Here is a 25,831-nt window from a genome sequence, read left to right as displayed (position 1 = left end):
CTAACCTTTGTTAAGAGCGCCCAAAAAGTTCCATTGTCCGACGGCTGCGCGCTTAGTCATCGACCGACCAACTCGCGAGAATGCGGGCAGTCGACGCCACCTCAATTTGCAGGCTGAAGCGCTTGGTATAGAGATCGAGCAGTGCGTCGTGGCTCTCATCGGACGAGCTGCATAGCGCGTCTTCGGCAAGGATCACGCGATAGCCGATATCGACCGCGGCCAGCACAGTGGCCAGCACACAAACATCGGTCTCACCGCCGGAGACGATCAGCGTGTCCACCTGATGCTCATCCAGGAAAGTTTGCAGCCGGCCGCTGGCAAAGGCGCAATAGGAGTGCCGGTCGATCACAGCCGCCGGCGGCGCGAAGCGGGCCAGGGGCGACACCAATTCGAGCAAGGCGAGATCGACCTTGTCACGTGTCACGCATTCCCATTTCTCGTAACAGGCCTTCCAGGCGCCACGCGCCTCGGTCTTGTTGCGGACGGGAATGAAGCGCGTGAAAGCGGTACGTTGCGGTGCGAGCGCTGTCAGGCCGAGCATTTGCGGGAGCGCGCGCTCCATCCAGGGCATTGCCCATGGAGCGCCGGTGCGAACAATGCTGCATATCGATGCAGAGGTGGACGGCATGCGGGTCAGGCGGTGAGAGCAACTGCCCCATGACTAGTCTGACCTTCCGAAACCGGTCAGTCGCCGCATCAGGCGTTCGAGGACAGCGCCGATCGCCAGACCTGCAACCACGTCGCTCGCCCAGTGCGCCAGCAAAAGGATGCGCGTCGAGACGAGAACGGCGCCGACGGCCCAGACGCGGTTTCTCTTGGCTGGCGGAAGTTCTTTGGCGGCGGAAGCAAGGGCTCCTACATGCACGGCATGGCCTGAGGGAAACGCATCGGGCGCCTTGCCCGAGAGTGGAATGCCGTGCAGATGGCCGCGCACGGTCCGGCGATCGGGCGCACCTGATCGAACTGCGATTTCAAAAGGTGCGGCAACGCGACCGCGGCAAGCGACCAGAGCCACCATCCGACGGCAAGATCATGGGCACACAGAAGTCGTGGGTGCGCGCCAGACGGTCGCCCAGCCGCGCAGCCCGCGAGCCGTTCCAGCCGTTGAAATTGAGGTCTCGCGATGGTGTCGCCGCCGCACTTGGCGAACACAGGCGCAATCTCGCATTGCGCGATTTGGCTCAGGTGCCAGCTGCATTAGGTTTCCGACAGGGACACGTCGCGACATAGACCATGGTCTAGCCAGACGCGACTATCAGCCAACCCTCGACGCTTCGACATGGCTTGAGCTATTGCCTGTTTGGGCGATATGATTGATCTCGTCGTGAGGATGCCGCTTTGACATCAGATCCTCTTATTGCCTGCATCGACGATAACAAGGCTGTCTGTGACGCAATAGCCGGATTTCTCAAGGCGCTTGGCTTCAGGGCTGCAATATTTACTTCGGCTGAGGAGTTCTTGCAATCCAATCTGCTTGAGCAGACATCGTGTCTGATTACCGACATCAAACTGCCCGGGATATCCGGACTTCAACTGCTAAACGAGCTGGCGAGCTCCAGCAGCCGAGTTCCGACGATCGTCATCACCGCGTTCTCCGGTGAACACGTTCGCGCACAGGCACTGAAGGCCGGAGCGATTTGCGTTCTGGACAAGCCCGTCACCAAAGACGATCTGCTCGCCTGCATCAGGTCGGCTCTGGAGCGATCGGAGAAACTTTGATGGCGCAAGCAACCCTCTATTCCTTCACCGCGCCGGCCGTCAAACCGCCCACGACGAAGTTTTGAAGGAGGACGACGATCACGATGATCGGGAGTAGCGACAACACGCTCGCCGCGGCGACGAGTTGCATCGCCGAACCGGCGTAGGCGCCGAAGAAGTAAAAGATGCCGACCGAGATCGGCAACATATCGGGCTGACTGAGCAAAATGAAGGGGACGATGAACTGCGACCATCCAAGCATCGCCGTTAGAATGAAGGTCGACGCCAGCCCCGGCAGGCTGACCGGAAGTATGATACGCAAGAACGCCTGTAAACGACTGCAACCGTCAATCATCGCCGCCTCATCGAGCTCTCTGGGAACGGCATCGATGCTCCCCTTTATCGCCCATGTGGCGATCGGCGAGTACATCGCGATATAGACGAGAGTGGCACCAAAATGAGACTCGGTCAGGCCCAACGCCTGCATGGAGCGATTGAGCGGCACCATCATCACCAGCGGCGAAACCATTTGAAATCCCAGGACCAAAAAGAGCAACTGAGCTTTGCCTCGGAATTGCAGTCGGGAGAACGCGTAGGACGCGGGAGCGGCGACAACGCAGGCGCCGGCAGCCCCGGCGATCGAGAGTTTGAGAGCATTCCATAGGTAGCCAAGGAATTGATGATTGTTCAGAACTTGGGCGAAGTTTTGCAGCGTAGGTGAATGCGGAATGACATGCAGATTCCTCACAAGGATTTCCGCCGGCGTCCGAATGGATAATGACAGCAACCAAAGCAAAGGAAGCGCAAAGAACAACATGATCAGCGCAAGCGCGATGTAGATTGTGATCCCCCGCTTGTTGCGATAATTCAACGCGATCCCCTGAATAACAGCCAAACGGTTGTCGCGACCGCAAGGTTGATGAGCAGCATCAGGACCGCCAGCACGCTGCCTTGTGCTAGATTGAAATCATGAAAAACCATATTGTACGCCGCCAATGCGAGGACCTCGGTTGAACGCCCGGGCCCTCCGCCGGTCAGCGGCATCACGATTTCAAAAGTGTTTAGAGAGAGGACGCTGACAATGATGACGTTGATCAGAAGCGTCGGTCTCAGTCCTGGCAGCGTAATGTGCCAGAAAGTTTGACTGGTGGTCGCGCCGTCGACCGCCGCCGCTTCGTACAAGGTCGGGGAGATGGTCTGTAAGCCGGCATAAAGCAAAATCACGCTGAGCGCAGTGCCATACCAGATGTTTGCTATGGTCGCAGACCGGACCGCCATCCAGGGTTCCGATAACCATGGCACGGGTGGCAGCGAGGTGAACCTCAGCATGGCGTTGAAGAGGCCGAAGTCCGCTTCGCTCAAAAGCAACTGCCACGCGATAGCGGAAGCAACGCTGGGAACGACCCACGTTGCCAGCACGGTGACCCGAACCACTCTGACGCCGAACAGGTGCCGTTTGAGTCCAGCCTGAAGAGCCAACGCGATCAACAATCCAAGTGCGGTTTGGCCAATCACGCTGCCGGCGACGAAAACAAAGCTCGCCTCCAGGATCTGCAACAGAGCGGGATCTGCCAAGATGGATCGATAGCTACCCAGAGTGTAGCGGTAGGACGTGTCCAACAGCGTTGCGTCTGTAAAGCTTGTGCGCAGGACCTCAAGAACCGGATAGACGTAAAAGACCGCCAGCAGGATGGCGACAGGACAAAGCCACCAGAAGGGATGATCACCGTGATTGAACCGTAAAGCGCTGCGCGCCGCGCCCGGGGAGTTCGTCTTTCGGTCTTCGCCCAAGTGCCGACGCTGCAGTCCCATTTTCATTTATGGCGTGGGAGCGACTTGGCGACCTGCTCCATCGCCTCATCCACGGCGGTCTCCGCAGTGCGGGAGCCCGAAAGCACGCTGCTGATTGCGATTTGCAATCTGTTTGAGATTGCGGTGTAGATCGGAAAGCCCGGTCGCGCCTGGCTCTTGTTCAGATATTGCTTGATTCGCTGATAGACCTCGGAGCGAAACATTGGCATGGAATCGAACGCGCTTTGCCGTGTCGGCAACAATTGAAGAACTTCGACCGCCGGCAACATGTAGACTTCACGAACCAGGTCCATGCACGCCTTGACCTTCTCCGGATCCTTCGAAAAGGACGCAAACGTCCAGCCGCCGCTGGCCGTCGAACGTTGCTCCGCCGTCGGCCCGGGCAACATCGAAATTTCCCATTTTGCGAAAGCATCAGGCGTCATCGATGCCTGCATCTGTCCGATCACCCAGTCGCCATTGATCATCATGGCGGTGCTCCCTGCGATAGCCGATGCAGTGAGGTCGCTGTAGTCGCTGATGCTCGCGACACGGGCCGGTGCCGCGCCTGACTTAATCAGGTCCTGATAATAAGCAATCGCGTTCAGCAGATAGGCCCTGTTCGGCTCCCTTCCAAATACAGGTGTCCCCTTTTCGTCGACGAGCTTGCCGCCTTGCGCCCAGAAGTTTGGCAGGAAATCGACCATCGTGGTCTCGTTGCGGCCGCCATTGAACAGCAGGCCATCGAGGCCTGGGGTCCTCCGCTTGGCCGCCAGTGCCGCCTCTTTCGTTTGCTGCCAAGTGTCGGGTGGGTTGGGCACGTGCGCCGTATTGCGGAATAGCAGTCGCAGATCGGTCGTCCACCACCAAGCATAGATATGGCCCTCGGCATCGGTCACGATGGGCCTGACGAAAGCAAAGAGTTCCTCGACCTCCTCCTTCGTGAAATATTGTTCGATCGGTTTCAGAAGGCCCTGTTGAATGAATAGAGGGACCGCGAATGAATCCATTGAAGTACAATCGGGTGCGATGCCATTCCTGGCCTGCTCCAGCAGCCGCGCATGTTCCTGCGGGATTTGAAGAGACATTAATTGAATTCGAACGCGCCAGTCAGGATGGTTGCGGGCATACTTTTCGTAAAGCTCCGCCATTCCCCTTGCAAACTTCGGTTGTGCGTTGTTGTTCGAATGCGCCGTTAGAACACGGAAAGTGAAACTCTTGGGTGCACCGGAGCGGCCGATGCGATCTGGCGCAACAAGGTCTTCGGCCCATGCATTGCCCGTCGGCTGAAGACGGCCGATCAAGAGAATGACGAGCAGTAGCAACGTTCGGTTGAAGTTCATTGCCGTCGGTCCCACTGTACGCGCATGATGCCGCTGAAGCCGAGGGGGCCAAGTGCGAATTTTGGCCTATTTTTTGCCCTTGCGCAAATATGCTGTTCTACTTTGGCTATTAAGAAAATATGCTGTTTTACTTGGGACCAACAAGAAAAGATGGCCTCCTGGCACTCGATTAGCGCGAAATTACAGCGCCGGCCAAGGCGAAGCAGTTGCCGCTCCTCGGTTGATAAGACAGACGGGTAAACATAAGAATTACCGTCCAAGGCTGCTTCCGGAATCGATCACGACGGTCTGGCGCGATCATCGGGGAAGGTGAATGAACCTCAGCCACTACCAGCTTGAGATGCTGCGAGACGACGGGGAGTTTGCGCTACACCGGGCCCGCGAGCGCAACAATCCGGTTTCCGTTTTAGTGCTTACCACCTGTCGGCCAACGCTCATTAAGAGGCTCGAACGCCAGTACGCGCTCGCGGACGACCTCGATCCCAGCTGGGCGGCGCGGCCTCTGGCGCTAATCAGGGGCGATGGGTCTGCCACCCTCGTACTCGAGGACAACGGCGCCGAACCTCTCAGTCGCCTACTCAATCGGAGGCTGGAGCCAGCGCAGTTTTTGCGCCTGGCCATCAGACTCACAGCAGCTGTCGGTCAAGTCCATCAGAGCGGCTTCGTTCACAAGGACATCAAGCCGGCGAACGTGCTGGTCGATGCCGCGGGCAACGTCCGGCTCACTGGATTCGGTATCGCGTCGCGATTGTTGCATGAGTGGCAGGCTGCCGGGCCGCCCGAGGACATTGCTGGCACGCTTGCCTACATCGCTCCCGAGCAGACCGGGCGGATGAACCGCTCAATCGACGCTCGCAGTGATCTCTATTCGCTCGGGATCTCCCTTTACGAAGTACTCACCGGCGCATTGCCGTTTGCTGCCTCTGATCCGATGGAATGGGTCCATTGCCACATTGCCCGTCTTCCCGTTCCGCCATGCAATCGATCAACTGCGGTCCCGATTCAACTCTCATGCATTGTGATGAAGCTGCTGGCGAAGAACGCCGAAGATAGATACCAATCCGCAGCGGGTCTGGAGGCGGACCTGCGGCGTTGCCTGAAGGCATGGGAAGCACACCGCCGTATCGATCCGTTTTCACTAGCCGAGCACGACGGTTCGGATCGGCTGTTCATCCCCGAGAAACTCTACGGACGCGAGGCCGCAATCGGCGCGCTTGTCTCGGCTTTCGATCATGTTGTGACGCAGGGCACGATCGAATTCGTGGCCGTGTCCGGCTATTCAGGTGTCGGCAAATCCTCGGTCGTGAACGAACTTCATAAATCGTTGACGCCGGTGCGCGGCCTTTTCGCGGTTGGCAAGTTCGACCAGTACAAGCGCGGCATCCCGTACGCCACGTTGGCGCAGGCTTTCCAGTCTCTCGTCAGGCAGATCCTTGCCAAGAGCGAAACGGAGGTCAGCCAGTGGCGGTCGGCGTTGCTCGAGGCGCTTGGTACCTACGGGCAGCTGATGGTCAATTTGATACCGGAGCTTGCTCTCGTCATCGGAGCGCAGCAACCGGTTCCGGAGCTCCCGCCGCAGGATGGACAAAATCGGTTCCAGGCCGTGTTTCGCCGCTTCCTCGGCGTCTTCGCCACGCCGGAGCATCCGCTTGCCTTATTTCTCGATGATCTGCAGTGGCTGGACGCCGCCAGCCTCGATTTGCTTGGACACCTCGTCACACATCCCGATGTGAAGCACCTCCTGCTGATCGGCGCTTATCGGGACAACGAAGTAGATTCTGCGCACCCGTTGACGCACATGTTGGCGTCAGCCCGCCAGGCCGAGGCGCGGGTCACACAAATTGTGCTGGCGCCCCTGGGCAGCGACGACATCTGCAGCCTAGTTGCAGACGCGCTTCGCTGCGAAAAGAATGCGGTTCAGCCTCTGGCCGATTTGGTGCATGAGAAAACTGCCGGCAATCCGTTTTTTACGATCCAGTTTCTCACTGCATTGGCAGAGGAAAGACTGATCGGGTTCGATCCGGAGACGCTCGCCTGGCGTTGGGACATGGAGCGGATCCGCGCCAAGGGGTTCACTGACAACGTCGTGTCTCTCATGATCGGAAAGCTGCAACGGCTGCCCAAAGTCACCCAGGAAATTCTGAAGCAGCTGGCGTGTCTGGGTAACAGTTGCAAGACCGTCACGCTGAGCAAGGTATCCGGCGCAACCGAGGCGCAGATTCACGCGGCTTTCTGGGAAGCAGTTCGCGCCGGCCTCGTCCTCCACCAGGGCAGCGGTTACACGTTTCTCCATGATCGCGTCCAGGAGGCTGCTTACGCACTTATCCGCGAGGGTGAGCGGGCGGCGGCCCATCTAACGATCGGCAGAGCACTCGCTTCACCATCGACGGGGCCGGAAGAACTTGAGGAGAGCATTTTCGAGATCGTCGGCCAATTCGATCGCGGCGTCGGACTAATCACGAACCAGGAAGAGCGCGAACTCGTTGCTGAACTCAATCTCATGGCTGGAAAGCATGCTAGAGAGACTTCCGCTTACGCATCGGCGCTGGCCTTTCTGACCGCTGGAAGCGAGCTACTGGCGGCGGACAAATGGCAAAGGACTTATCGGCTCGCTTTTGCGCTCGAACTCTTCAGAGGCGAATGCGAGTACCTGACGGGGGACCTGGCGTCCTCGGAAGAACGGCTCAGGCTGCTTTCGGGTCGCGCGGCGAACCCGGTCGATGAGGCCGCCGTCACATGCCTGCGTGTGATGTTGCACACCAATTTGGATCAAAGCGACAGGGCGCTCGAGATAGGCTTGGAATATCTGCGGCGGGCCGGCATCCGCCTGCAGCTGCGCCCAACGACAGAGGATGTCCGCCTGGACTATGAGGGATTGTGGCAGCGACTTGGGGCCCGCCCGATCGAGTCCCTCATTGACTTGCCGCCAATGCTTGACGCCGATCAGTACGCAGTCATGAACGTGCTGTCGGTACTTGTGGTACCAGCCACCTTCAGCGGCAAGAGCAAGAACCTCGGGGTGATCATCTCCATTCGGATGGCGGCGCTTAGTCTTGAACATGGCAACAGCGATGCGTCGGCCTATGCCTACGTGGCTTTGGGCATATATTTGGGCCATGTCTTCGACGACTTTCAGTCGGGTTACCGTTTGAGCAAAGTTGGCCTGGAATTAACGGAGACGTATGATCGTTTCCGGGCCCGCGTGTACCAGACTTTCAGCAATCACATCGCTCCATGGATGCAACACCTTCCGACCTGCCGTTCCCTTGTGCGGCGCGCTTTCGAAGCGGCGCAAGAGGCCGGCGACCTTTTTTTTGCAGCCTGTAGCTCTGCCGACATGGTTACCAACCTCCTCGCTGCTGGAGAGCCGCTCAGCGAAGTCGAGTTGGAGGCGGAGAATGCCCTTGCATCTGCACGAAAGGCGAAGTTCGGTCTCGTCATGGATGTCATAACTGGGCAACTCGTGCTGATCCGGAATCTTAGAGTCCCCACCTCGCATCTTGTCTCCGTCAATGACGCAGTGATTGTGGAGAAGCAATTCGAACAGCGTTTGGAGAGTGATCCCCAGCTGGCAAAGCCGATGGCTTGTTATTGGATACGCAAGCTTCAAGTGCACTTCCTTTTGGGTGACTACCCATCCGCGCTCGCGATGGCGTCGAAAGCGGCGCCTTTGTTTTGGTCGTTTTTCGGGGACTTCGAACTGGTTGAATATCATTTCTACAGCGCGCTCACGCTGGCGGCGGTCTGTGACTCGGCGATTCCTGCTCAACGGCAGCAACATCTGGAAGCACTGTCCGCACATCATGGACGGATTGTTGGTTGGGCAAGGAACTGCCCCGAGAATTTCGCAGACCGCGCTGCCGTGCTCGGAGCCGAAATCGCGCGCCTGGACGGTCGCGCCCTCGACGCAGAGCACCTATACGAGGAGGCCATTCTGTTGGCCCGCGAACACGGCTTCGTCCAGAACGAGGCGATCGCCAATGAACTCGCCGCACGATTTTACATGGTGCGCGGATTCAACAAAATCTCCGACACATATCTCCGTGACGCGCGAAATTGTTATCTCCGTTGGGGGGCGGAGGCCAAGGTTCATCAGCTTGATCGCGACTACCCGGATGTCCGAAGCTATCCGACCTCGCCGATTCCGACCAGAACCTTCGACGCGCCCGTCGAGCAACTGGATATCGGAACGATGTTCAAGGCCTCGCAAGCTCTTTCCAGCGAGATCGTGCTGGACTCCTTGATTGAGACACTGATGCGAATCGCCGTTCAAAATGCGGGAGCTGAGCGGGGCATGCTCATCCTTCTGCACAACAACGAGCCGCAGATTGCGGCGGAAGCCAACACTATTCACGGCACGATCGAGGTCACGCTTCAGAGGAAGTCAATTTCGTCAGGCAGCTTCCCTCATTCCGCACTTAAATATGTGGTTAGGACGCGAGAGGGCCTGATCCTGGACGATGCCACGGCAAGCGATTTGCTATCGGGCGATGATTATGTGAAGGAGCGCCGTCCCAAGTCTGTTCTGTGTCTACCTATCATCAAGCAGGCCAAGCTCGTCGGCGCACTCTACCTCGAAAACAACCTGGCGGCGAATGCGTTTTCGCCGAACCACGTCGCAGTGCTGGAATTCCTGGCGTCGCAGGCCGCGATCTCTCTAGAGAACGCATACCTCTATGCTAACCTGTCACGGAGCGAAGCCTTTCTCGCGGAAGGGCAAAGAATGAGCCACACCGGCAGCTGGAGCTGGAATATTGCGACCGGAAAGCTCGTTTGGTCGGAGGAACATAGTCGAATCTTCGGCTACAATCCGACGGCGGAGAATGGGCTGACTTTCCAGCTGTTCGAGCAGAGAGTGCATCCGGAAGATCGCCCCTATCTTCAGCAAAGGCTCGACGCAGCGGTCCGCAACGGCACCGGTTTCGCGTTTGATTTCCGGATTTTGCTTCCGGACGGATCGGTCAAATATGTACACGGCGCAGGCCGGCCAATTGTAGGGCAATCCGGAGAAGTGCGGGAATATATCGGCACGACAATCGATGTCACAGAGCGCAAACGCAACGAAGACGCATTACGCGATGCCCAGGCGGACCTCGTGCATGTTGCCCGGCTGACAACGATGGGTGAACTCGTCGCATCGATCGCACACGAAGTAAATCAGCCGCTGATGGCAATCGTGACCAACGCCGAAACGTGTTTGAGCTGGCTTGCCAGGCCCGAACCTGATCTTGCCGAAGCGCGAAATGCCGCAGAACGCATCGTCAGAAATGGCCACCGGGCCGGAGAAATCATCAGGAGTATTCGCGCGCTGGCCAGCAAATCGCCATCACAAATGGCTAATCTTGACGTGAATGGCTTGATCGAGAGCATTCTCGAATTGATTCGGGCTGAACTTGCCAGACATGAAGTCTTCGTCGAAACTGATCTGTTCAGCGGACTCGAGCCAATCATGGGGGACCGGGTTCAGTTGCAGCAGGTTGTCGCTAACCTGGTCATGAACGGCATCGAGGCAATGAGCGGCCTCCAGCACCAGCGGCGAGTAGTAAGGATCAAAACGCGGCTCGGCGGCGAGGATGACGTTCTCGTTGCGGTGGAAGACGAAGGCATCGGGCTTGATCCAGCAAATGGCGATCGCATTTTCGATCCCCTATTCACAACCAAGCACGAGGGTCTGGGCATGGGCTTGTCGATCTCGCGCTCGATTGTGGAGGCGCATGGTGGCCGGCTCTGGGCATCGCCGCGCTTTCCTGTTGGTTCCAGTTTTCAATTTACGTTACCAGTGCCGAAGAAAGGAACGCCGATTGACGACCTCGCGTAACGATGCTCAGCCGACCGTAATCGTTATTGATGACGATCAGGATATTCGCGACGCGCTCGAAGGCCTTCTGAAGTCAGTAGGCTTGCGAACAAAACTGTTCGCTTCGGTTCAGGAGTTTCTCGACAGTGATCCTCCGAGCGGCCTCAGATGTCTCGTCCTCGATATCAGGTTGCCAGGGCGAAGCGGGTTGGATTTCTACGATAGTCTCGTGGCGGAAGACATATTTCTGCCGGTCGTCTTTATCAGCGGCCATGCCGATATCCCAATGTCGGTCCGGGCCATGAAAGCAGGCGCGGTCGAATTCCTGACCAAGCCGGTTCGTCATCAGGATTTGCTGGATGCAATCCACCTGGCCATCGATAAGGACCGCGAACACCGCGAGACGGAGAGTTCGGTTGCGAATATCCGGGCGAACCTCGCTACTTTGACGCAGCGCGAACGTGAGGTGCTGGAGCACGTGGTGGCTGGTCGCCTGAACAAGCAGATCGCCGCGGACATCGGAATCAGCATAGCGACGGTCAAACTCCATCGCGGCCACGTGATGCAAAAAATGCAGGCGGTATCGTTGGCTGAACTGGTTAGAATGGTCGACAGGATAGGTCTCTCAAAGCCGTAGAGAATCGCGGGCCTCCCCGACCTGCCGACGGTCACGGTCGCAATTCCGGTCTCGCTGTCACGCGAAGATGGCACGAACGGGCGCCATTCCGGCCCGATCCAATTCAATCGGCCGAAGAGCGGACTTCCCCATACTTCACTATCCTTTGGTCTAGGTCCCCTGGACCAGGGTGGACTGCTGCTACACCCTTCGGTCCACCTTGCCGTCACAAGTTCAGTTGGGCGCGATATCCCGTGGCGTTAGTATCGCCGACGCCTCGGGAGACTCGTCGCTCCCTATTGACATGCAAAGGGAATAGTTCGCAGCCGGCACAACCATTCATGACCCGAGCTATTGGTGTGGTTTCCAGGCCCGAACTATCCGCCGTTGCCTACTCGAGAAGGGATCAGAGTATGCGGACGAGCAACCAGACAGAGCCTCAGGTGAACAACATTACCTCGTTCGGTCCATTCAGGTTGGACCTGAAGCAGAGGCGACTCGATAAAGGCGACACTCCGCTCCGTCTCGGCAGTCGCGCTTTCGATATTCTGGCGCATCTGGTCGAACGCGCCGGAACAATTGTCAGTAAGAGTGATCTGATGGAGCATGTCTGGCCGGATGTTACGGTCGACGAAGGATGCCTTAGAGTTCACGTCGCTTCGCTTCGCAAGGCACTCGGGGATTGCGAGGCGGGAGCGAGATATGTGACCACGCACTCCGGGCGGGGCTATTGCTTCGTGGCACCCGTCTCCCGTTCTAGCGCAACAGTCCTGACAAATGGCGAACGGCGAGTGGACGATGGATCATGCAAGCTGCCGAATTGCCCGGCTGGAACGGTAGGACGTGATGAAGCGATTCAACAACCATTGGCGCAGTTGGTCGCTGGGCGTTTTGTCTCCGTCGTTGGAACCGGCGGCATCGGCAAGACGACCATCGCTCTTTCCGTGGGTCACAGGCAGATGGAGGATTTTGCGGGCGCCGTTTGCTTCGTCGATCTGGGATCCGTCAATGATTCACTTCTCGTGCCGAGCGCGGTCGCGTCGGCCCTCGGTTTTTGCATCAAACCCGACGACCCAACTCCCGACCTGATCAACTTCCTGCAGGACCGGCGGATGTTGCTGATTCTCGATAACTGCGAGCATGTGATCGAGACCGTAGCGGCATTGGCCGAACGTCTCTTTATCGAAGCGCCGCGGGTTCATCTTTTGGCGACGAGCCGGGAACCATTGCGCGTCAGGGGCGAATTTGTGTATCGGTTGCCCCTGCTGGGCGGGCCCCCTGCTGAAGCGGGGCTCTCAGCGAAGCGCGCGCTGGACTTCCCGGCAGTTCAGCTATTCGTTGAGCGCGTGGCCGCCAGCGGGACCGGCTTCGAATTGAGTGATGCGGATGCCCCCGTTGTTGGCGAAATATGCCGCCGGCTCGACGGAATTGCTCTTGCGATTGAGTTTGCCGCGGGATGCGTCAACGCTTGGGGTCTGAAAAAAACCCTAGAAATCCCTGCCGATCGGTTCAACCTGCTTCGAACCGGCCGACGCACGGCACCACCCAGACATAAAACTCTAAGCGCAATGCTGGACTGGAGTTACGATCTGCTATCCGAGCCTGAGCGATTGATCCTCTGCCGGCTCTCGACCTTTTCAAGCGCCTTCACACTAGAGGACGCCATCGCGGTCGCGGCGGATAAAGGCGTTGACGATACGGAAGTCATCGACGGGCTCGCGAACCTGGTCAATAAGTCGCTTGTTGCGGTGACTCCCTTCGGGGACACCACAAATTATAGATTGCTCAATGCCATCCGCTCCTATGCATCGGGCAAGCTCGTCGAACTTGGCGAAGCGGATGCAATCAAGCGGCGCCACACGGCCTGCTTTCGCGGACTGCTGGAGCGAACTCCACTCAGCGACGGGGTCAATGTCGAGCATCTCGACAATACACCCGCCGGGCGTGAAGTAAGGTTTCTCGGGGAACAGCGATATCGGAGTCGGTATTGGGGTGACCGCAAATTCGTGTCGAAAACTGGCCAAAGCGGTGGAGATCGCGGAACGCCTCTACACTAACGCCCTGAAGTATTCCGCCGCGTGTTTTGAGGAAATGGCTCTTGTCGTCTCGGAGGTTTCGAGATCGCCGCAACAATATCGAATGTTGGTCATTGCCCCCGATTTGCCATCGGTTCACTGCGTCGAGCGTGCGTTCGAAACCGCAATTCTCAATGTTGTACAGTCCGAAACGCACTCCTGAGAATAGTGGGTCACGCTTGGTAGCGGGGGTCCGTTACATCGTGAAACCCACTATTTCAGAAGCCTTGTTTTCTTACAGGAGGGCATCGTAGCTCGCGAGTGGGGCAACGTCAGCCCGCCAAAAACCGCCGTTCGCACGAACGCTGCCTGATTGATCCCAACCGGGTTCAAATCCCGGAGGCGCAACCACCGATACCGACATTCGGTTCAAGTTGCGATCTGACTGAGGGATGCCCTGCGTCCCGAACGCAGTGAGGATCTTCTAAGTCATTGACTTTCTTGATACGGCAGCCTCGCCGGTCGCGTTCTGTTCACGATCGTTTCGCCCAATTCGTTGCGATTTCATTGCGGCGTCCCTTGGGAGAACGGAGTGCGCTCCATGGGTCTTCGTTTGCGTCCGACCCGTGCGCGCTGGTTTGAACTTCGCGTTGGCTGATTGAGAGGTGTTTGTGAGAGTTCAAGCAAGCAGAGAACTGGCGTCCCTCACATCGCATCAAGAGCAAGCAAAACAGTCGGTCAGAAAAAATAGCGCCCAAACGTGAAAAGCAGCCCGTCTGTGGGTATGAAATCCGATCTCTCGGTAGGCGAACGTTGGAACTGGTGAAGCGCTCCGCTTAAGGACATCTAACGCGGATGTGCCCGGACCCGGACCCTAAGGCCAGGATCGAGCCTGTCGTAGGAAGTTTCGCCTTCCAGCTGTTGGGCCAGCAGCTGAACGATCCGCGACCCCAATCCGCCCGGCTGCTCCCCCTCCCGGAGGCCTACGCCGTTGTCGGAGACCGAGAGCTCGATGCCGCTGCCACTGGAGAACGTAACCGGGATGTGGCCGGGTCTGTCGCCGGGAAAAGCGTACTTAATCGAGTTCGTCACCAGCTCGTTCGTGATCGTGCCGATAGCAAGCGCATGTTTGCTCGCGAGGTCGATGTCGTCGCAGACCACCTGGGACGCGATCGGTCCGGAAGGAGCCAAGGACTGGAAGACCTTCTCGACGACGTCGTTCAGGAAATAGCGCATGTTCACCGAGCGCGAGTCCCGCTTAGGCGAGAGGTGGTCGTAGAGCTCCGCCATCACCTGCAGCCGGCGCGCAGTGGCTTCCAGCGCGGCCGCAGCTTCGGAACCGCCGTGCCTTGCCTCCAACCTGATCATCCCGCCGAGGATCGCCAGGTTGTTCTTGGTCCGGTGGGCCATCTCCTGCAGAAGCAAGGCTTTCGTCTTGTCCGCCAGGACTACCCGCTGCAGTTCGGCGCGTTGAAATTCGGCGACGGCGGCCGTCCCGGCTGCAGTGATCGCGAAGAGCGCATTGGTCGCCAAATAGTCAATGCCGTTCCCACCGGCATAGCTGACGTAGACGCCTACCGCGACCGCGATGATGGCTGCGAAAATTCCGGAGCCGCGGTCGAAGATCAGGCCGGAAAGAAACACGCCTGGAAGCAGAAGAAAGTACCCCGGCGAGCCGGTCTGCATCTGCAGCGCCATCTGCAGTACGGCGCTGGTCAGCATGATGCTCGCGGAGATGCCGTACCGAACGGGAGTCGGAAGCCGATGCTCCAGAACCAGCGGGTAGAGCCTGTTCATAAACAAAAAACCGTCTGTCCGGACAGCCGTTCCTCGACTCTAAGCAACGACCCGGCTCTCGTGCAAGCCTCCACCGAATCAGGGAACGACCGACCCGTTGCGCCGTTCGACTGCTTGATGACGCAAGCGATTTTAAGAGCCAACAGTGAGCATACTTCTGGTAGAAGACGACCCGCTGATCCGCGAATTCGTCGTCGATGCCTTGCGTGAGGCAGGCTATCACGTGATCCACGCGAGCACGGGAGAGGAGGCGCTGGCCTGGTGCAAACGCCGCGTCGTGGATGTGCTGGTCACCGACGTCAGGCTGCCCGGACAGGTGGATGGGTGGCAGATCGCGGAACGCTATCGGGAGCAGTATCCGAATTTGCCGGTCATCTACGCCACCGGCTTCTCACCCGTCACGCCACGCCCCGTCCCCAGCAGCCGCATCGTGAAGAAGCCCTTCCATCCGGAAGAGATCGTGCGGATGGTCAAGGAGCTCGGTGAGGCCAAGGGCACACCCAACCCCTAGCTTCTCTAGCAGCCGCGCCTCACCGATCAAATCGAAGCTTCCGCTGCGCGCCTCCTCTCAGGTCGACTAAACACCACTCTGAGTAGGAACGAGAACGCCACTGCCAAGTTTCCCCAGTGCCCCTGGCCCCCCAAGGGGCGACCCCGAACTGGCCCCAGCTCATAGCCCCCAAGCCCCCCGAGCTGGGGCCTTCATCCCAGCAGGAAGTCCATCGGGACTAGCTTCAGGGAAATCGCTCGCTGAGTGCTATTCGTCGGCTTGGGCAGCGGCGGAATCCTGGGCGCCGAGCAGCTTCAGCGCGGTCTCGATCTTGGCGAGGAGCGCCTGGATTTCGGTGCGCTCGTTCGGGCCCGGATCGTTGTCGAGGCGCGCGAGCAGCTCCTCCTTCTGCTTCAGGAGCTTCGCAACAGCAGACATCTCTTCTCCACGAAAGCGAGCATAATGCCGAAGGGGCCGCTCGAAGAGCGGCCCCTTTCTCGAGTTCACCAGCTCCGGGTGCCGAAGCTGAAGCCGATGCTCGGGCCACCGCCGTAGTAGCCATAGCCGCGATCGTGGTAGCCGGGGCCGCCGTAGTAGCCGTAGCTTCGGCGAACCACATACCCGTCGTCCCCGCCGTAGTAGCGCTGGACGTAGCGGGGGCCGCGGGTCCGGTAGCAGCGGCCATACTCGTCACAGACGAGACGGACCTGCTCGACGCCACTAACCTCGGTCGACGCGATGGCCGCAGGCGCGAACGGGGCGGCATTTGCCGACGCCGCCATCAGGGTTGCCGTGAGCGCTCCCAGCACGATGGTCTTCATGGTTCTTCTCCTTCCGCTGCGGGATCAATCGATCTCTTCGATGACGCGACGCTCATGTGGTTCGACGATGTAGGTGCGGCTGTCTCGGTTGATGTACCGGTACTCCCGCAGTGTCGGAGCATCCCGATAGACCTCTTCCGGAAACGCCTCGATCTCAACGCCCTCCGGTACGCGCTCGCCGGTCCGGATCTCGGTCCGGACGGTGCTGCCGGTCGTGCGACGCTCGCGTTCGATCGGGCGCGCGTTGGCGTGCTTGCGGACGACCTCGCGATCGCGGTCGCTGAACGTTACCTTGCGCTGCTCGGTGCGCGCCGGCGCCGACGCGGTCGAGCGGCCGGAGTACGGCAGGACCGTCACGATCTTGTAGGTGGACGGTTCCACGACGACGATCTCGTCCTTCACCAGGACGAAGTTGTAGCCCCGATACTGGGGCACGATCTCGACGACCTCGGCCGGCAGCGGCTGCAGGCGGACATCACGGGGAACGACGGTGCCCACCGACAAGGAGAAGTTCACGTTGGTGAGGGGCTGCACGTTCAGGTGCGAGATCGACGCGCTGATGCGGGTCCGCTGCTGATCGTTGATGTTCAGCGAAGCATTCACGTTGGTGTTCGACGAACGGTCGGCCGTGGTCTGCTGATTGTTCGGCTGCTGCGCGGTGTTCGTCGATCCGCTCCCCGTCGGCGACTGCGCCTGGTTGGCGCCCGAGGCAGGCGGATTGGCGCTCTGCGTCTGATTGTTCGTACTCGACGGCGAGTTGGTCTGCGCCTGGTTCGAGGGCGTCGTGTTCTGGCTGGAGGGATTGGTCTGAGCCTGGTTGGTCGAATTGTTCGAGGCAGGCGCCTGCGTCGTGTTGGTGCCGCTGCCGGAGTTGGACCCGCCCGCCGCGGTCTGACCGGTCGAGGACGGAGACTGCGTCTGGGCGGAATTCGTCGGAGGATTGGTCTGCGCGGACCCGGACGACGCACCGGGTGACGTGGTCGGTGTCGATGGCGACGTGGTCGATGTGGAATCCTGCTGACGCTGCGTCGCGGACGGACTGGAGTTCGACGTGCCAGGAGTAGATTGCGCTAATGCCGAAGTCGCGAGGGCGACTAAAGCGGTCGTAGCCAAGAATAAACGCTTGTTCATCTGAAACCTCCTAAGTGGACGTCGACCAAACCACTAATGCGTCGTGCAGTTCCTATCCGGGAAATGTAGGCAACGAATATTCCCGAATTTCTTCCTCCGACGGAGTGTAGCGAAATGGTACGCACCGTCTGGAGGCGGGAAGAACCGGAACTTCGGCCACGCCTCCTCGTTGGCAGTGACTACTTACGAACTGCTTGAGCAGGACACCATGAAGAAGCTGATCGTGTGCGGCGCTCTGGCCGCTTTCGCCCTCGGTACCCAGGGCGCGAGCGCCGCCGAGTTTTACATCGTTCGCGACGCGACCACCAAGAAGTGCACCGTCGTCGACACCAAGCCGACGACGACCACCACGACGGTCGTTGGCGACGGCGTCTACAAGACCAACACGGAGGCCGAGTCCGCCGTGAAGACCACCAAGGTCTGCACCGAACAGTAAACGGCTATCGCAGGGCCGAGCCGGCCTGGCGAAACGTTCTGACAGCAATTGGAGGAGAAGATGCCTGTACTGATTTTATGGGCCGTTCCCGCCGTGCTCGTTGTTGGCGGCGTCGGCTATTGGATAGTTCACATGCACTGAGCGAACACGCGTTCGTACGAACGGCTCGCCCGGCATACCGGGCGGGCCGTTTTTGCTTCGGCACGCGGGATCCGAAACGAAAAGGGCCTCCAGATGGAGGCCCTCGAACTCGAAGGACATTTTATCCTGTCAGTGGTAATCCGAATACTTGAACTGCGGGAGCGCCTTGAGCTGCTCCTTGTTGCCGCTCATGACGGCATGGTCGGGCACCCAATCGTTCGCGTTGCGGCTCGTCGTGTTGGTCGAAGCCGCGCCGGTGGTCGTTTCGCGGGACGTGGTCAAGGTGCTGGTCGAGCTTGTCCGGACAGGCTCTTCGACGAACTTCAGCTTGTCCATGGACACGGCGATGTCGTGCTCGCCCATTCCCAGGAAGCCGCCGATTCCGATTACCACTGCGTTGATCTTGCCGGTCTTGTCGACGAGCAATTCGTTGACGTCTCCGAGCTTCTCGTTGGCCTCGTTGTAGACGTTCAGGCCCATCAACTTCGAGGCGCGCCAATTGCCCTTGAGCGCCATTTTCGCATCGGCAGACTGAGCGGCGGCCGCCGGCGCAGCGCGATCGGCCGGCTGAGTGGATTGCGCGAACGCAACGCCGCCGATCGCGGCAGTACTAAGCAGAGCGACGGCAAGAAAGCCTTTCATCGATTATCTCCTTCAACGTGAGCTGCACCCGTTCAGATGCCGGGCCCCAACGCCCGCGATTGCCACATGTTCCCGACCAACATTTCAGAACGCTCCGCAAAGCATTCGATCCATACTTCATGAGGTCCGGACCAAGTCAGCTACCGACGTTCGGTGGTCACGAGCCGTACGGAAACGCCGCTACCCTCGGAGGGGAGGCAAGCCTGCGAGAAATGCGGCCAAACCTGCTTCGAAACAGTCTTCGGCTTGCTTCGCTGAGTCGTCGGCCCGAGCCGCGTTCGGCTTTGGAGGAGGCACTTCGGCCGCAGGCGCGGCCGTCGTTGCGAGGAGAACAAAAGCAGCCGTCGCGGAAATAACGATGTTCATGCGAGCCTCCTGATCGCCGACTCAACGAAGAGACTCCGAGGCTGTTCCGACTGGCTTTTTCTCGTATCCCTCGCGTTCTCCGCGACCGAGCAGCTCGCGATATCGGTGTTCGTACTCCTTCGCCATCCGCCTCGCGGGGAAGCGCTCCTCGAACCTGGCGCGGACCACTCTTCTGTCCAGCCGACCCAGTTCGTTCACCGCCCTGATCGCCTGCTCCTCGTTGTCCACGATAAAGCCGGTGACGCCGTCTTCCACCACTTCGGGCACCGAACCCGCTCGGTAGGCAATCACGGGCGTACCGCACGCCATCGCTTCGATCATGACGAGCCCGAACGGCTCCGGCCACTCGATCGGGAACAGCAAGGCGGCGGCCCCGGCGAGGAACGGTTGCTTCCTGATTTCGTCCACCTCGCCGACAAGTTGGATCTCCCCGCCGTCGATGTTCGGCTCGAGCTTCTTCTTGAAGTAGGCCGTCTCCGCGCGAGGTATCTTAGCCGCTATCCGCAGCGGCATCCGCGCGGCGCGTGCGATGCGTATGGCGGCTTCCGGTCCCTTGTCCGCCGTCAGCCGCCCGAGAAAGGCCAGGTACGAACCACGTTCGTAGGACGGCCTAAACAGATCATTGGGCAGCCCGTGCTGGATCGTCGCGAGCCAGTTCGCATCTGGAAGCGGTCGACGCTGGTTGTCGGAAATCGAGACGAAGGCGGCGTCCGGGAAAGCCCCGATCACATCGGACAGACCCGGAAGGTCCAGCCGGCCGTGCATCGTCGTCAGGAACGGGACGCCTGTCCGCCGCAGCACCGGTAGAGGGAGCCAGTCGACGTGGGAGTGGATCGCGTCGAAGTCACCCGCGCGCGCGGCGATCGCTTCGATCAACAGGGCGCAGGTGGCGCTCGGATCCGCGCCCCTCCGCCCCAGGCGCAGCGCGCGCGGCCAGACCGGGTGGAGCTTTCCCTTCGTCTTCGAATCCCCGCTCGCGAACAGGGTGACGTCGTGTCCGAGCTCGACCAGTTCGTCGACGAGCCAGGCGATCACGCGCTCCGTGCCGCCATAAAGCTTCGGCGGAACGCTCTCGGCCAATGGAGCAAGCTGGGCAATCCGCATCGGCTAGGCCCCGACCGCGAACCGCAGGGCAATCACGATGGCCGCAGAAATGAGGTACCAAATCGCGAGCAGCGACCAACCGGGCCTTGTGCTCTCGCGAGCAACGCGCGCGACGAACGTCTTCATACCCGTCAACATTCGTCTTCGGGAAGCTGATGCAGGTAGGCTATCTCGAAGCTGGCGAGTTCTTCGGCATCGCTCTCTCGCTCGTCCCGTCCCTTTTGCAGATAGCGCTCGAGCAGGCAGCGGCGGCTGTCCTGAACGTCGACGTCAGGGCGCGCCGCCCGATACACGGTCCAGGCCGTCTCTGCCGCCGTTCTCACCGTGACTTCGTCGACCATCCTCACGCTCCAAGCGATCGCATCTTGTCGCTGCTAACTCAACGCGATGGCGAAAGTTTCTGCTTTTTCCCGATCCTTAGACGAAGGGTCAGGACGCCTTGGCACGCGCTCGCGCTCGCGCCGCACTGCGGCGCTGCAGGCGTTGGCTGCGGCCAACCCTTGTGGAGGCGATAAATCTGGGCGCGGGCTCTGTGGTCGAGAGATCTTCGACAGGAGCATCCCGTTCCGTCTGCGGCCCGGAAGACCTGTTCTCAATGAAGTCGAGTACCGTCCAGCCCTTGTCGGTGATCCGCCAGCCGCCGTTCAGGCGCTCGACCAGCGCCTGCGAGAAGATATCGAGATCGGGCACGCGTGCGGCAAGGCGCTTTTCTTGCGGAGCCCTGTGGAGGCTCTCGCGCCGCAGCATCGGATCGAACTCCTCTCCGACGTGGATGTTGTTGTCGAAGCTCGAAGCTTCGAGTGACGTTGCCCGGCGCCGAGCCCATTGCCTCTCGCCGCCGGGGGCCAGCAGCAACCATTGCCTGTTTTTCCCGTTATCGGCGGGGCATGCGCGCAATGGAAAGGATTCTCGATGAAGAAGATTGCAATGTCGGCGCTGATGGTCGGCGCTCTTGGTCTGAGCTCGGTGGCCACGACGTCTCCCGCCGAAGCTCACTGGCGAGGCGGCTGGGGTGGCTGGGGACCGGGCATCGCCGGCGGCCTGGTTGCGGGCGCCGTCATTGGCGGGCTTGCTTCCTCGGCATATGGCTGGGGGCCCGGCTATGGCTACTACAGCGGCCCCGGCTACTACGGTGCCGGATATTATGGCGGGCCCTATGCCTACGACTACGGATACGACGAACCCTATCGTTGGGGCGGAGGCTACACCACGACCTACTACACGGCGCCGTCCTACGGTTATCGCTATCGCCATGTCGTCCGGCCGGCCTACGCCTACTACCAGCGGATCGTATCCGGTCGTTCGCCACCACTGGTATCGGCACCACCGCCACTGGTGAGAGCCGGGCGCACCTGAAGGCAACAAGGGCCGCCCCCGAGGGAGCGGCCTTTTTCCGTTAGGCCATTGCAGGTTTTCCGCTCACCACCATCCGCCGGCAAACGGGTCGTGCCGCTCGAAGGCGAGACGTCGGTCGCGCGTCCTTTTTTGTAGCTTTGCCGATCGCTTCGGTTGCGGGCGGGACCCTGCGGAGGCGCGCACAGGCGCCTCTTTCTTCACCTCGACGGCAGGTGTTGTTGGCATTGCAGCCATGGCTTCGCGCACGTGCTGCCGTTCTTCAGGAATTGGATCGGCCTGCGCGATCATCGGCGCATCGGCGCGAGGACGCGTATCGAACACGATCTTCTCCGGAAGGCTTCTCGCCGAGGTAATCCGGATGATGGTCCTGTCCGGATCGGAGGGGCCCGCGCGCTCGACAGGGGTCGGCAGGTATCGGTCCGCAGCGAAGAGCAGGGCCAGCAGTAGCGCGCCGACAAAGACGAAGTATCGGATGATCGGCATGGACGGCCGCTTGCAAGGAAGGAAACAGGAATCGGCCGGGGCCGGAGCGGACACGGGCGGGCCGCTTGCTTCAGCGCCCCGCCCGGGAGGATTCAGTCGATCTCCTGGACGACCGTGCGCGTCGACGGATCGATCAGCATCACGCGTTCGCCCGAGTAGACGTAACCATATTTGCTGAGCGACGGACCCCAATCGGCGGGCACGGACTCGAGTTCAACTTCGCGAGGCACGGGCTGACCGACGACGATCTTCTCGCGGGTCTGCACGGGCCGGACCTTGTGCTCGGTGACGTAGGTGCGGATCTTCGTGCGGTATTCCGGCTCGATCTGCACGGCGGCAGCGTGACCAGTGCCCGTGGTGGTGACGACCGTCGACTGCGCCATCGCGCCCGTCGAGATCAGCGCGGCCATCGCCGTCGTCAGTAGAAGCATGTTCATGTCGTTCTCCTCGCCGCCATATGCGGCATGCGAGAACCCACGAATGATGGCAAGGTTCCGCCATCGGTAGTTGAAGGGAGTATTGCATCGCGGTCGAATCCACGGGCAGCTCCCGCGCGACGGAACATTCCGGACTGACAGTGGTTCGCCAAAGTTAACGGCGGCGCGCTCGTGGCTCGCAAGCAGACGTTTGTTCTCTTAGGTTCTGCCGATGTCACCATCCGACCTAATCAGGAATGCTCCCGACCGACGCCAACGAAGGCTGCTGATCCTCTTGGCTTTGGGGTTCGTCGTTTTTGGCGCCGCTGCGGCCGCCCTGCTCTACGTCCTTCAGCCCGAGATATTCCGGATCGCCGTCGGCCCCGCAGGCAGCGAGGACCATCAGGTGGTCCTCGCGATGGCGGATGCTTTCGGTGAGGAAAGCAGGACGGTTAGACTGTCCCCTGTCACCACCGCCGGAGCGGCCGAATCCCTTGCCCTCCTTGGTGCCGGCAAAACTGACCTGGCAATCGGTCGCGGCGACCTCGCTATGCCGGCTGATGCGCAGACGCTGGCCGTGCTGCGCAAGAACTACGTCGTCATATGGTCGCCGTCTGGACGCGCAGGCAAGGACTCCAAGAAGAAGGCCGCTGCGAAGATCGGAGAGATCGCCGATCTTGCGGGGCATAAGGTCGGCATCATCGGAAAGACCGGCGCCAACGTCGCGCTCCTACGGACAATTCTGGAGGGCTCGGGCGTGCAACCCGACAAGGTTGCCACGGCTCAATTCGGGACCGAAGAGATCGAAATGCTTGCCCAGGACACCACGCTGGACGCGTATCTCGCCGTCGGTCCCCTCGACAGCAAGATCACGGCCGCGGCCATGGCCGCGACGTCCCGAGGGCGCGGAGCGCCGAAGTTTCTTCCAATCGATGCGTCCGAGGCGATCGCCCTGCGGCACTCCCGCTACGAAGCCGAGGAAATCCCCGCCAGCGTCTTCAACGCCAACCCGGCCTGGCCCGAGGACAAGATCGACACCATCAGCGTCAACCATCTCATCCTGGCCAGAAAAGAATTGTCCGAAACCAAGGCGGCCGCCTTTTATCGGCAGCTCTTTGCGGTCCGCGACACGATCACGCAACGGGTCGCTGGCGCCGCGCACATCACGAAGCCCGAGACGGAGAAGGAGGCAGAGCCGTCCGTGCACAGAGGCGCCGCAGCTGTCATCAACGGCACCGAGCGGACCTTTCTGGACAAGTACAGCGACTACTTCTGGTTTGCTCTGCTTCTGCTTTCCGGGATCGGTTCGGCCGCCGCCTGGCTGCGTCGGTATCTGAACCGGGACGAACGCGACGACAACACGAACCAGCGCAATCGCATTCTCACCGTGGTCTCGGAAGTTCGCGATGCCGGGTCCGAACAGGATCTGCTGGCATCGCAGCGGGAGGTCGACGCGATCATCGGCGAAACCCTCAAGTGCTACGACGAGGCAGCCATCGAACCGGAGGATCTGGCCGCGTTCGGCTTGGCCCTTGAACTGTTCGATCATGCGGTCGCGGAAAGGCGGGCGGCGCTGCAGGGCGGCCCCATCGAACCAAGGGCGCCGGGACCAACCATCGCCTCTCGCCGATAGTCGCACCCGGCAGGCCAAACGTCATCGCTTCTGCAACGCGGTCGAGAGCGCCGATCCACCCCAAGGCCATGCCCGTGATCCTGACGACGCCCGACGAGGTCGAGACCTGGATGACAGCGCCTACAGACGAAGCTCTGAAGCTGCAGCGCCCGCTTCCGGATGGAGCGCTGCAGATCGTCGCCCGCGGTGTGAAGGAAGATCCGGCGCCGACGACATAGGTTCTGCACAGGCTCGGCGGAACACGTGGACAAGCCCTGGCTCTGCGGATTGCGAATCCCTGCTCCGTGCTAACCGCTCGGAACGATCATGGGGGCGGAAGGATTCGTCCGAGCAGGAGCGAACTCGATGCTGACGAAGGAGCGACGACCGGCAACCCGCACGTTGCGCGGCTGGGCCATAAACGTGCTGCAGGAGGTAGGTGCCATCCACGAATGCGAGGAGCACGGCTGGGCAAAGGACCGGGCCGACCCGCACGCCCGCGAACGCGCATTCGAAATCGCCCGCCGGGATCCGCCACCCGGCATCTCGCCCGACGAAGCCCAAGCCGAGCTCCGGAGCGTAATGGAATCGATCGGCGACACCTGTCCGGAGTGCTGATCAGCCCGAGTTGGCCGCCCTGCCGTCGCCGGCTGACATCGCACGCGATGCGCTCGCGCACAGCAACATGAACAGCGCCCGCCCCGCCTTGTACCTCGCGCCCGCACGGCTGGATTCGGAGCCGGTCATCACGGCTCCTCCTTCGGGCCCGCAGACGGCCCACTTCCACCGCCCCCGCCCGCGCGGCTTCAACACGATGTCGTAGCCTGGATGGCGATCTTTTTCGATGTCGAGCTTCATGCCGCGGACCTCCGCGGCATGCCGTCCCGAAGCTGGTCCAGCAGTCTCGGACTCGGGGGCAAGGGAAGCGCGATGGGAAACGTCCGGGACGTCAACGCCTCCAGCGCCGAGCTCTCCTCCGATAGGCGCCGCTCGACGAACTGGCGCTCGATGTCCGACAGCGTCGTCTTCAGCAGGCTGCGATAACGGAGGATGTTGTTGCGGTGTGCACGGATGCGGGCAAGATTCTCATCAAGCATCTTCTTCACTCCTCCGTCTCCTAGGCCGCGGCCCTCTCAATCGGCCGCAGCCGCATCGCCTTGCCGCCGGGCGGATTCCGGGGGCCGTCATCCAGCGCGCATAGTGCCTCCAAGATCTCGTCGATGGTCACCGGCACTTTCAGGCCGGGTGGCGCACGCAGCGCGGGGCACGATGCGATCGCGGAAGCGTCCGATGCCCAGGAAGCCAGGACGGCCCGTTTCTCGGACCGGCTCAAAGTGAGGTGAGAGACCACATCGCGAGGATGTTCGAACGCCGTACCGGGATGAATGATGGCGTTGAGATCGACAACGTTGTCGTGAAGAGCGGTCGTCGGCCGCATGGCTTCCTCCATTTCCAAGACGAGTTGAGGGGACAGCCGCGCGGGAAGGCTCGCGCGGCCTGGTCGTTGGTCCGCGGGATGGCCTCAGGCAGCCTTGGATTCGATCTGCGTGGCGTTGCTGGGCACGACACCGTTGATCGCGATGCGACGCGGCTTCATCGCTTCCGGAATCTCCCGCTGCAGGTCGATGACAAGCAAGCCGTTCTCGAAGCTGGCGCCCTTGACCTCGACGTGGTCGGCGAGCGTGAACTGCCGCTTGAAGTTGCGGGCCGAGATGCCACGGTGCAGGAAGGTCTTGCCCTCCTTCTCGCTCTTCTGGCCTTCCAGCGTCAGGACGT

The 25,831-nt window shown here is 60.4% G+C and carries 28 protein-coding genes and 1 pseudogene; 10 read left to right on the top strand and 19 right to left on the bottom strand.

The genetic code is table 11. From position 1 onward, the window contains the following. Positions 1–52: 52 nt before the first annotated feature. Entirely contained in the window at positions 53–562 is a 510-nt protein-coding gene (locus RAD16_RS34225) for a cysteine hydrolase (RefSeq protein ID WP_458162263.1), read from the bottom strand. 99 nt (positions 563–661) lie between these two features. Beyond that, the gene (locus tag RAD16_RS34220) at positions 662–1,018 is read right to left on the bottom strand and encodes a phosphatase PAP2 family protein (RefSeq protein ID WP_458162262.1); all 357 of its coding nucleotides are present in this window, start codon (positions 1,016–1,018) and stop codon (positions 662–664) included. Positions 1,019–1,338: 320 nt separating this feature from the next. On the opposite strand from RAD16_RS34220, the gene RAD16_RS34215 reads away from it, so the two are divergent. Continuing rightward, positions 1,339–1,719, top strand: coding sequence for a response regulator transcription factor (locus RAD16_RS34215; protein ID WP_458162261.1), 381 nt, complete (start codon positions 1,339–1,341; stop codon positions 1,717–1,719). A gap of 16 nt (positions 1,720–1,735) precedes the next feature. On the opposite strand, the gene RAD16_RS34210 is transcribed toward RAD16_RS34215, so the two are convergent. From RAD16_RS34210 to RAD16_RS34200, 3 genes are read right to left on the bottom strand one after another with little or no spacing between them, the layout of a single operon-like run. Beyond that, positions 1,736–2,593 (bottom strand): carbohydrate ABC transporter permease, encoded by an 858-nt coding sequence (locus RAD16_RS34210; protein ID WP_458162260.1) that lies wholly within the window; start codon positions 2,591–2,593, stop codon positions 1,736–1,738. Further along, positions 2,566–3,516, bottom strand: coding sequence for a carbohydrate ABC transporter permease (locus RAD16_RS34205; RefSeq protein WP_458162259.1), 951 nt, complete (start codon positions 3,514–3,516; stop codon positions 2,566–2,568). Before RAD16_RS34205 ends, RAD16_RS34210 begins: the two co-directional genes overlap by 28 nt. Next, positions 3,513–4,832, bottom strand: coding sequence for an extracellular solute-binding protein (locus RAD16_RS34200; RefSeq protein WP_458162258.1), 1,320 nt, complete (start codon positions 4,830–4,832; stop codon positions 3,513–3,515). The genes RAD16_RS34205 and RAD16_RS34200 overlap by 4 nt, the downstream gene beginning before the upstream one ends. Before the next feature lie 313 nt (positions 4,833–5,145). Here RAD16_RS34200 and RAD16_RS34195 point away from each other — a divergent pair, with 313 nt between their 5' ends. From RAD16_RS34195 to RAD16_RS34185, 3 genes are all read left to right on the top strand, one after another. Then, on the top strand, positions 5,146–10,650 hold the full coding sequence (locus RAD16_RS34195) for a trifunctional serine/threonine-protein kinase/ATP-binding protein/sensor histidine kinase (RefSeq protein ID WP_458162257.1): 5,505 nt from the start codon (positions 5,146–5,148) through the stop codon (positions 10,648–10,650). After that, positions 10,634–11,266, top strand: coding sequence for a response regulator transcription factor (locus tag RAD16_RS34190; protein ID WP_458162256.1), 633 nt, complete (start codon positions 10,634–10,636; stop codon positions 11,264–11,266). The genes RAD16_RS34195 and RAD16_RS34190 overlap by 17 nt, the downstream gene beginning before the upstream one ends. A gap of 422 nt (positions 11,267–11,688) precedes the next feature. Beyond that, positions 11,689–13,302: an ATP-binding protein gene (locus RAD16_RS34185; protein ID WP_458162255.1), complete on the top strand. Its 1,614-nt coding sequence runs from the start codon at positions 11,689–11,691 to the stop codon at positions 13,300–13,302. A gap of 804 nt (positions 13,303–14,106) precedes the next feature. Here the strand turns inward: RAD16_RS34185 and RAD16_RS34180 are convergent. Continuing rightward, entirely contained in the window at positions 14,107–15,057 is a 951-nt protein-coding gene (locus RAD16_RS34180) for a sensor histidine kinase (RefSeq protein ID WP_458162254.1), read from the bottom strand. Positions 15,058–15,202: 145 nt separating this feature from the next. On the opposite strand from RAD16_RS34180, the gene RAD16_RS34175 reads away from it, so the two are divergent. Further along, a complete protein-coding gene (locus RAD16_RS34175; RefSeq protein ID WP_458162253.1) occupies positions 15,203–15,568 on the top strand; it encodes a response regulator transcription factor in 366 nt (121 codons plus the stop codon). 246 nt (positions 15,569–15,814) lie between these two features. On the opposite strand, the gene RAD16_RS34170 is transcribed toward RAD16_RS34175, so the two are convergent. The 3 genes from RAD16_RS34170 to RAD16_RS34160 all read right to left on the bottom strand — a co-directional run bounded on the left by RAD16_RS34170 (position 15,815) and on the right by RAD16_RS34160 (position 17,499). Continuing rightward, positions 15,815–15,985, bottom strand: coding sequence for a hypothetical protein (locus RAD16_RS34170; RefSeq protein WP_458162252.1), 171 nt, complete (start codon positions 15,983–15,985; stop codon positions 15,815–15,817). A gap of 65 nt (positions 15,986–16,050) precedes the next feature. Continuing rightward, positions 16,051–16,368 (bottom strand): hypothetical protein, encoded by a 318-nt coding sequence (locus tag RAD16_RS34165; protein ID WP_458162251.1) that lies wholly within the window; start codon positions 16,366–16,368, stop codon positions 16,051–16,053. 24 nt (positions 16,369–16,392) lie between these two features. Beyond that, positions 16,393–17,499, bottom strand: a complete 1,107-nt coding sequence (locus tag RAD16_RS34160; RefSeq protein ID WP_458162250.1) for a DUF1236 domain-containing protein — start codon at positions 17,497–17,499, stop codon at positions 16,393–16,395. 208 nt (positions 17,500–17,707) lie between these two features. Between RAD16_RS34160 and RAD16_RS34155 the strand changes: the two genes are divergently transcribed. Further along, positions 17,708–17,935, top strand: coding sequence for a hypothetical protein (locus RAD16_RS34155; protein WP_458162249.1), 228 nt, complete (start codon positions 17,708–17,710; stop codon positions 17,933–17,935). 270 nt (positions 17,936–18,205) lie between these two features. Here the strand turns inward: RAD16_RS34155 and RAD16_RS34150 are convergent, their stop codons facing one another. The 4 genes from RAD16_RS34150 to RAD16_RS34135 form a co-directional block, all read right to left on the bottom strand. Next, positions 18,206–18,718 (bottom strand): PRC-barrel domain-containing protein, encoded by a 513-nt coding sequence (locus tag RAD16_RS34150; protein ID WP_458162248.1) that lies wholly within the window; start codon positions 18,716–18,718, stop codon positions 18,206–18,208. 387 nt (positions 18,719–19,105) lie between these two features. Next, positions 19,106–20,188, bottom strand: coding sequence for a glycosyltransferase family 4 protein (locus RAD16_RS34145; RefSeq protein ID WP_458162247.1), 1,083 nt, complete (start codon positions 20,186–20,188; stop codon positions 19,106–19,108). Positions 20,189–20,319: 131 nt separating this feature from the next. After that, positions 20,320–20,529 (bottom strand): hypothetical protein, encoded by a 210-nt coding sequence (locus RAD16_RS34140; protein WP_458162246.1) that lies wholly within the window; start codon positions 20,527–20,529, stop codon positions 20,320–20,322. Positions 20,530–20,617: 88 nt separating this feature from the next. Then, the gene (locus RAD16_RS34135; RefSeq protein ID WP_458162245.1) at positions 20,618–21,043 is read right to left on the bottom strand and encodes a hypothetical protein; all 426 of its coding nucleotides are present in this window, start codon (positions 21,041–21,043) and stop codon (positions 20,618–20,620) included. A 57-nt stretch (positions 21,044–21,100) separates the two neighbouring features. Between RAD16_RS34135 and RAD16_RS34130 the strand changes: the two genes are divergently transcribed. Continuing rightward, on the top strand, positions 21,101–21,544 hold the full coding sequence (locus RAD16_RS34130; RefSeq protein WP_458162244.1) for a hypothetical protein: 444 nt from the start codon (positions 21,101–21,103) through the stop codon (positions 21,542–21,544). A 63-nt stretch (positions 21,545–21,607) separates the two neighbouring features. On the opposite strand, the gene RAD16_RS34125 is transcribed toward RAD16_RS34130, so the two are convergent. Next, positions 21,608–22,027 carry a hypothetical protein gene (locus RAD16_RS34125; RefSeq protein ID WP_458162243.1) on the bottom strand — a complete coding sequence of 140 codons (420 nt, stop codon included), beginning with the start codon at positions 22,025–22,027 and terminating at the stop codon, positions 21,608–21,610. A 92-nt stretch (positions 22,028–22,119) separates the two neighbouring features. Beyond that, positions 22,120–22,464 (bottom strand): DUF1236 domain-containing protein, encoded by a 345-nt coding sequence (locus RAD16_RS34120; RefSeq protein WP_458162242.1) that lies wholly within the window; start codon positions 22,462–22,464, stop codon positions 22,120–22,122. A gap of 211 nt (positions 22,465–22,675) precedes the next feature. Between RAD16_RS34120 and RAD16_RS34115 the strand changes: the two genes are divergently transcribed. The 3 genes and pseudogenes from RAD16_RS34115 to RAD16_RS34105 all read left to right on the top strand — a co-directional run bounded on the left by RAD16_RS34115 (position 22,676) and on the right by RAD16_RS34105 (position 24,673). Then, positions 22,676–24,076, top strand: coding sequence for a TAXI family TRAP transporter solute-binding subunit (locus tag RAD16_RS34115; RefSeq protein WP_458162241.1), 1,401 nt, complete (start codon positions 22,676–22,678; stop codon positions 24,074–24,076). A gap of 53 nt (positions 24,077–24,129) precedes the next feature. Continuing rightward, positions 24,130–24,294: pseudogene (locus tag RAD16_RS34110) on the top strand (SOS response-associated peptidase); the annotation flags it as partial. Between the two features lie 127 nt (positions 24,295–24,421). Further along, positions 24,422–24,673: a hypothetical protein gene (locus tag RAD16_RS34105; RefSeq protein ID WP_458162239.1), complete on the top strand. Its 252-nt coding sequence runs from the start codon at positions 24,422–24,424 to the stop codon at positions 24,671–24,673. Here the strand turns inward: RAD16_RS34105 and RAD16_RS34100 are convergent, their stop codons facing one another. From RAD16_RS34100 to RAD16_RS34085, 4 genes are all read right to left on the bottom strand, one after another. Continuing rightward, positions 24,674–24,913 (bottom strand): hypothetical protein, encoded by a 240-nt coding sequence (locus RAD16_RS34100; protein ID WP_458159132.1) that lies wholly within the window; start codon positions 24,911–24,913, stop codon positions 24,674–24,676. After that, on the bottom strand, positions 24,910–25,152 hold the full coding sequence (locus tag RAD16_RS34095; RefSeq protein WP_458162352.1) for a hypothetical protein: 243 nt from the start codon (positions 25,150–25,152) through the stop codon (positions 24,910–24,912). Before RAD16_RS34095 ends, RAD16_RS34100 begins: the two co-directional genes overlap by 4 nt. 20 nt (positions 25,153–25,172) lie before the next feature. Then, complete coding sequence (locus RAD16_RS34090) at positions 25,173–25,493, bottom strand: hypothetical protein (RefSeq protein ID WP_458162238.1); 321 nt, start codon at positions 25,491–25,493, stop codon at positions 25,173–25,175. Positions 25,494–25,577: 84 nt separating this feature from the next. Next, the coding region (locus RAD16_RS34085; protein ID WP_458162237.1) for an Hsp20 family protein at positions 25,578–25,831 on the bottom strand (254 nt) is incomplete at its 5' end.

The organism is Bradyrhizobium sp. 18BD (assembly GCF_054185225.1).
Note: the sequence above shows the minus strand (reverse complement) of the source record. Positions and strands in the feature narration are given on the sequence as shown.

Excerpts from the sequence above, each read along its gene's own strand:
- RAD16_RS34225 (WP_458162263.1), bottom strand. The coding sequence starts at position 562 with ATGGAGCGCGCGCTCCCGCAAATGCTCGGCCTGACAGCGCTCGCACCG.
- RAD16_RS34220 (WP_458162262.1), bottom strand. The coding sequence starts at position 1,018 with ATGGTGGCTCTGGTCGCTTGCCGCGGTCGCGTTGCCGCACCTTTTGAA.
- RAD16_RS34205 (WP_458162259.1), bottom strand. The coding sequence starts at position 3,516 with ATGAAAATGGGACTGCAGCGTCGGCACTTGGGCGAAGACCGAAAGACG.
- RAD16_RS34200 (WP_458162258.1), bottom strand. The coding sequence starts at position 4,832 with ATGAACTTCAACCGAACGTTGCTACTGCTCGTCATTCTCTTGATCGGC.
- RAD16_RS34195 (WP_458162257.1), top strand. The coding sequence starts at position 5,146 with ATGAACCTCAGCCACTACCAGCTTGAGATGCTGCGAGACGACGGGGAG.
- RAD16_RS34180 (WP_458162254.1), bottom strand. The coding sequence starts at position 15,057 with ATGAACAGGCTCTACCCGCTGGTTCTGGAGCATCGGCTTCCGACTCCC.
- RAD16_RS34170 (WP_458162252.1), bottom strand. The coding sequence starts at position 15,985 with ATGTCTGCTGTTGCGAAGCTCCTGAAGCAGAAGGAGGAGCTGCTCGCG.
- RAD16_RS34165 (WP_458162251.1), bottom strand. The coding sequence starts at position 16,368 with ATGAAGACCATCGTGCTGGGAGCGCTCACGGCAACCCTGATGGCGGCG.
- RAD16_RS34160 (WP_458162250.1), bottom strand. The coding sequence starts at position 17,499 with ATGAACAAGCGTTTATTCTTGGCTACGACCGCTTTAGTCGCCCTCGCG.
- RAD16_RS34155 (WP_458162249.1), top strand. The coding sequence starts at position 17,708 with ATGAAGAAGCTGATCGTGTGCGGCGCTCTGGCCGCTTTCGCCCTCGGT.
- RAD16_RS34150 (WP_458162248.1), bottom strand. The coding sequence starts at position 18,718 with ATGAAAGGCTTTCTTGCCGTCGCTCTGCTTAGTACTGCCGCGATCGGC.
- RAD16_RS34145 (WP_458162247.1), bottom strand. The coding sequence starts at position 20,188 with ATGCGGATTGCCCAGCTTGCTCCATTGGCCGAGAGCGTTCCGCCGAAG.
- RAD16_RS34140 (WP_458162246.1), bottom strand. The coding sequence starts at position 20,529 with ATGGTCGACGAAGTCACGGTGAGAACGGCGGCAGAGACGGCCTGGACC.
- RAD16_RS34130 (WP_458162244.1), top strand. The coding sequence starts at position 21,101 with ATGAAGAAGATTGCAATGTCGGCGCTGATGGTCGGCGCTCTTGGTCTG.
- RAD16_RS34125 (WP_458162243.1), bottom strand. The coding sequence starts at position 22,027 with ATGCCGATCATCCGATACTTCGTCTTTGTCGGCGCGCTACTGCTGGCC.
- RAD16_RS34120 (WP_458162242.1), bottom strand. The coding sequence starts at position 22,464 with ATGAACATGCTTCTACTGACGACGGCGATGGCCGCGCTGATCTCGACG.
- RAD16_RS34115 (WP_458162241.1), top strand. The coding sequence starts at position 22,676 with ATGTCACCATCCGACCTAATCAGGAATGCTCCCGACCGACGCCAACGA.
- RAD16_RS34105 (WP_458162239.1), top strand. The coding sequence starts at position 24,422 with ATGCTGACGAAGGAGCGACGACCGGCAACCCGCACGTTGCGCGGCTGG.
- RAD16_RS34100 (WP_458159132.1), bottom strand. The coding sequence starts at position 24,913 with ATGAAGCTCGACATCGAAAAAGATCGCCATCCAGGCTACGACATCGTG.
- RAD16_RS34095 (WP_458162352.1), bottom strand. The coding sequence starts at position 25,152 with ATGCTTGATGAGAATCTTGCCCGCATCCGTGCACACCGCAACAACATC.
- RAD16_RS34090 (WP_458162238.1), bottom strand. The coding sequence starts at position 25,493 with ATGCGGCCGACGACCGCTCTTCACGACAACGTTGTCGATCTCAACGCC.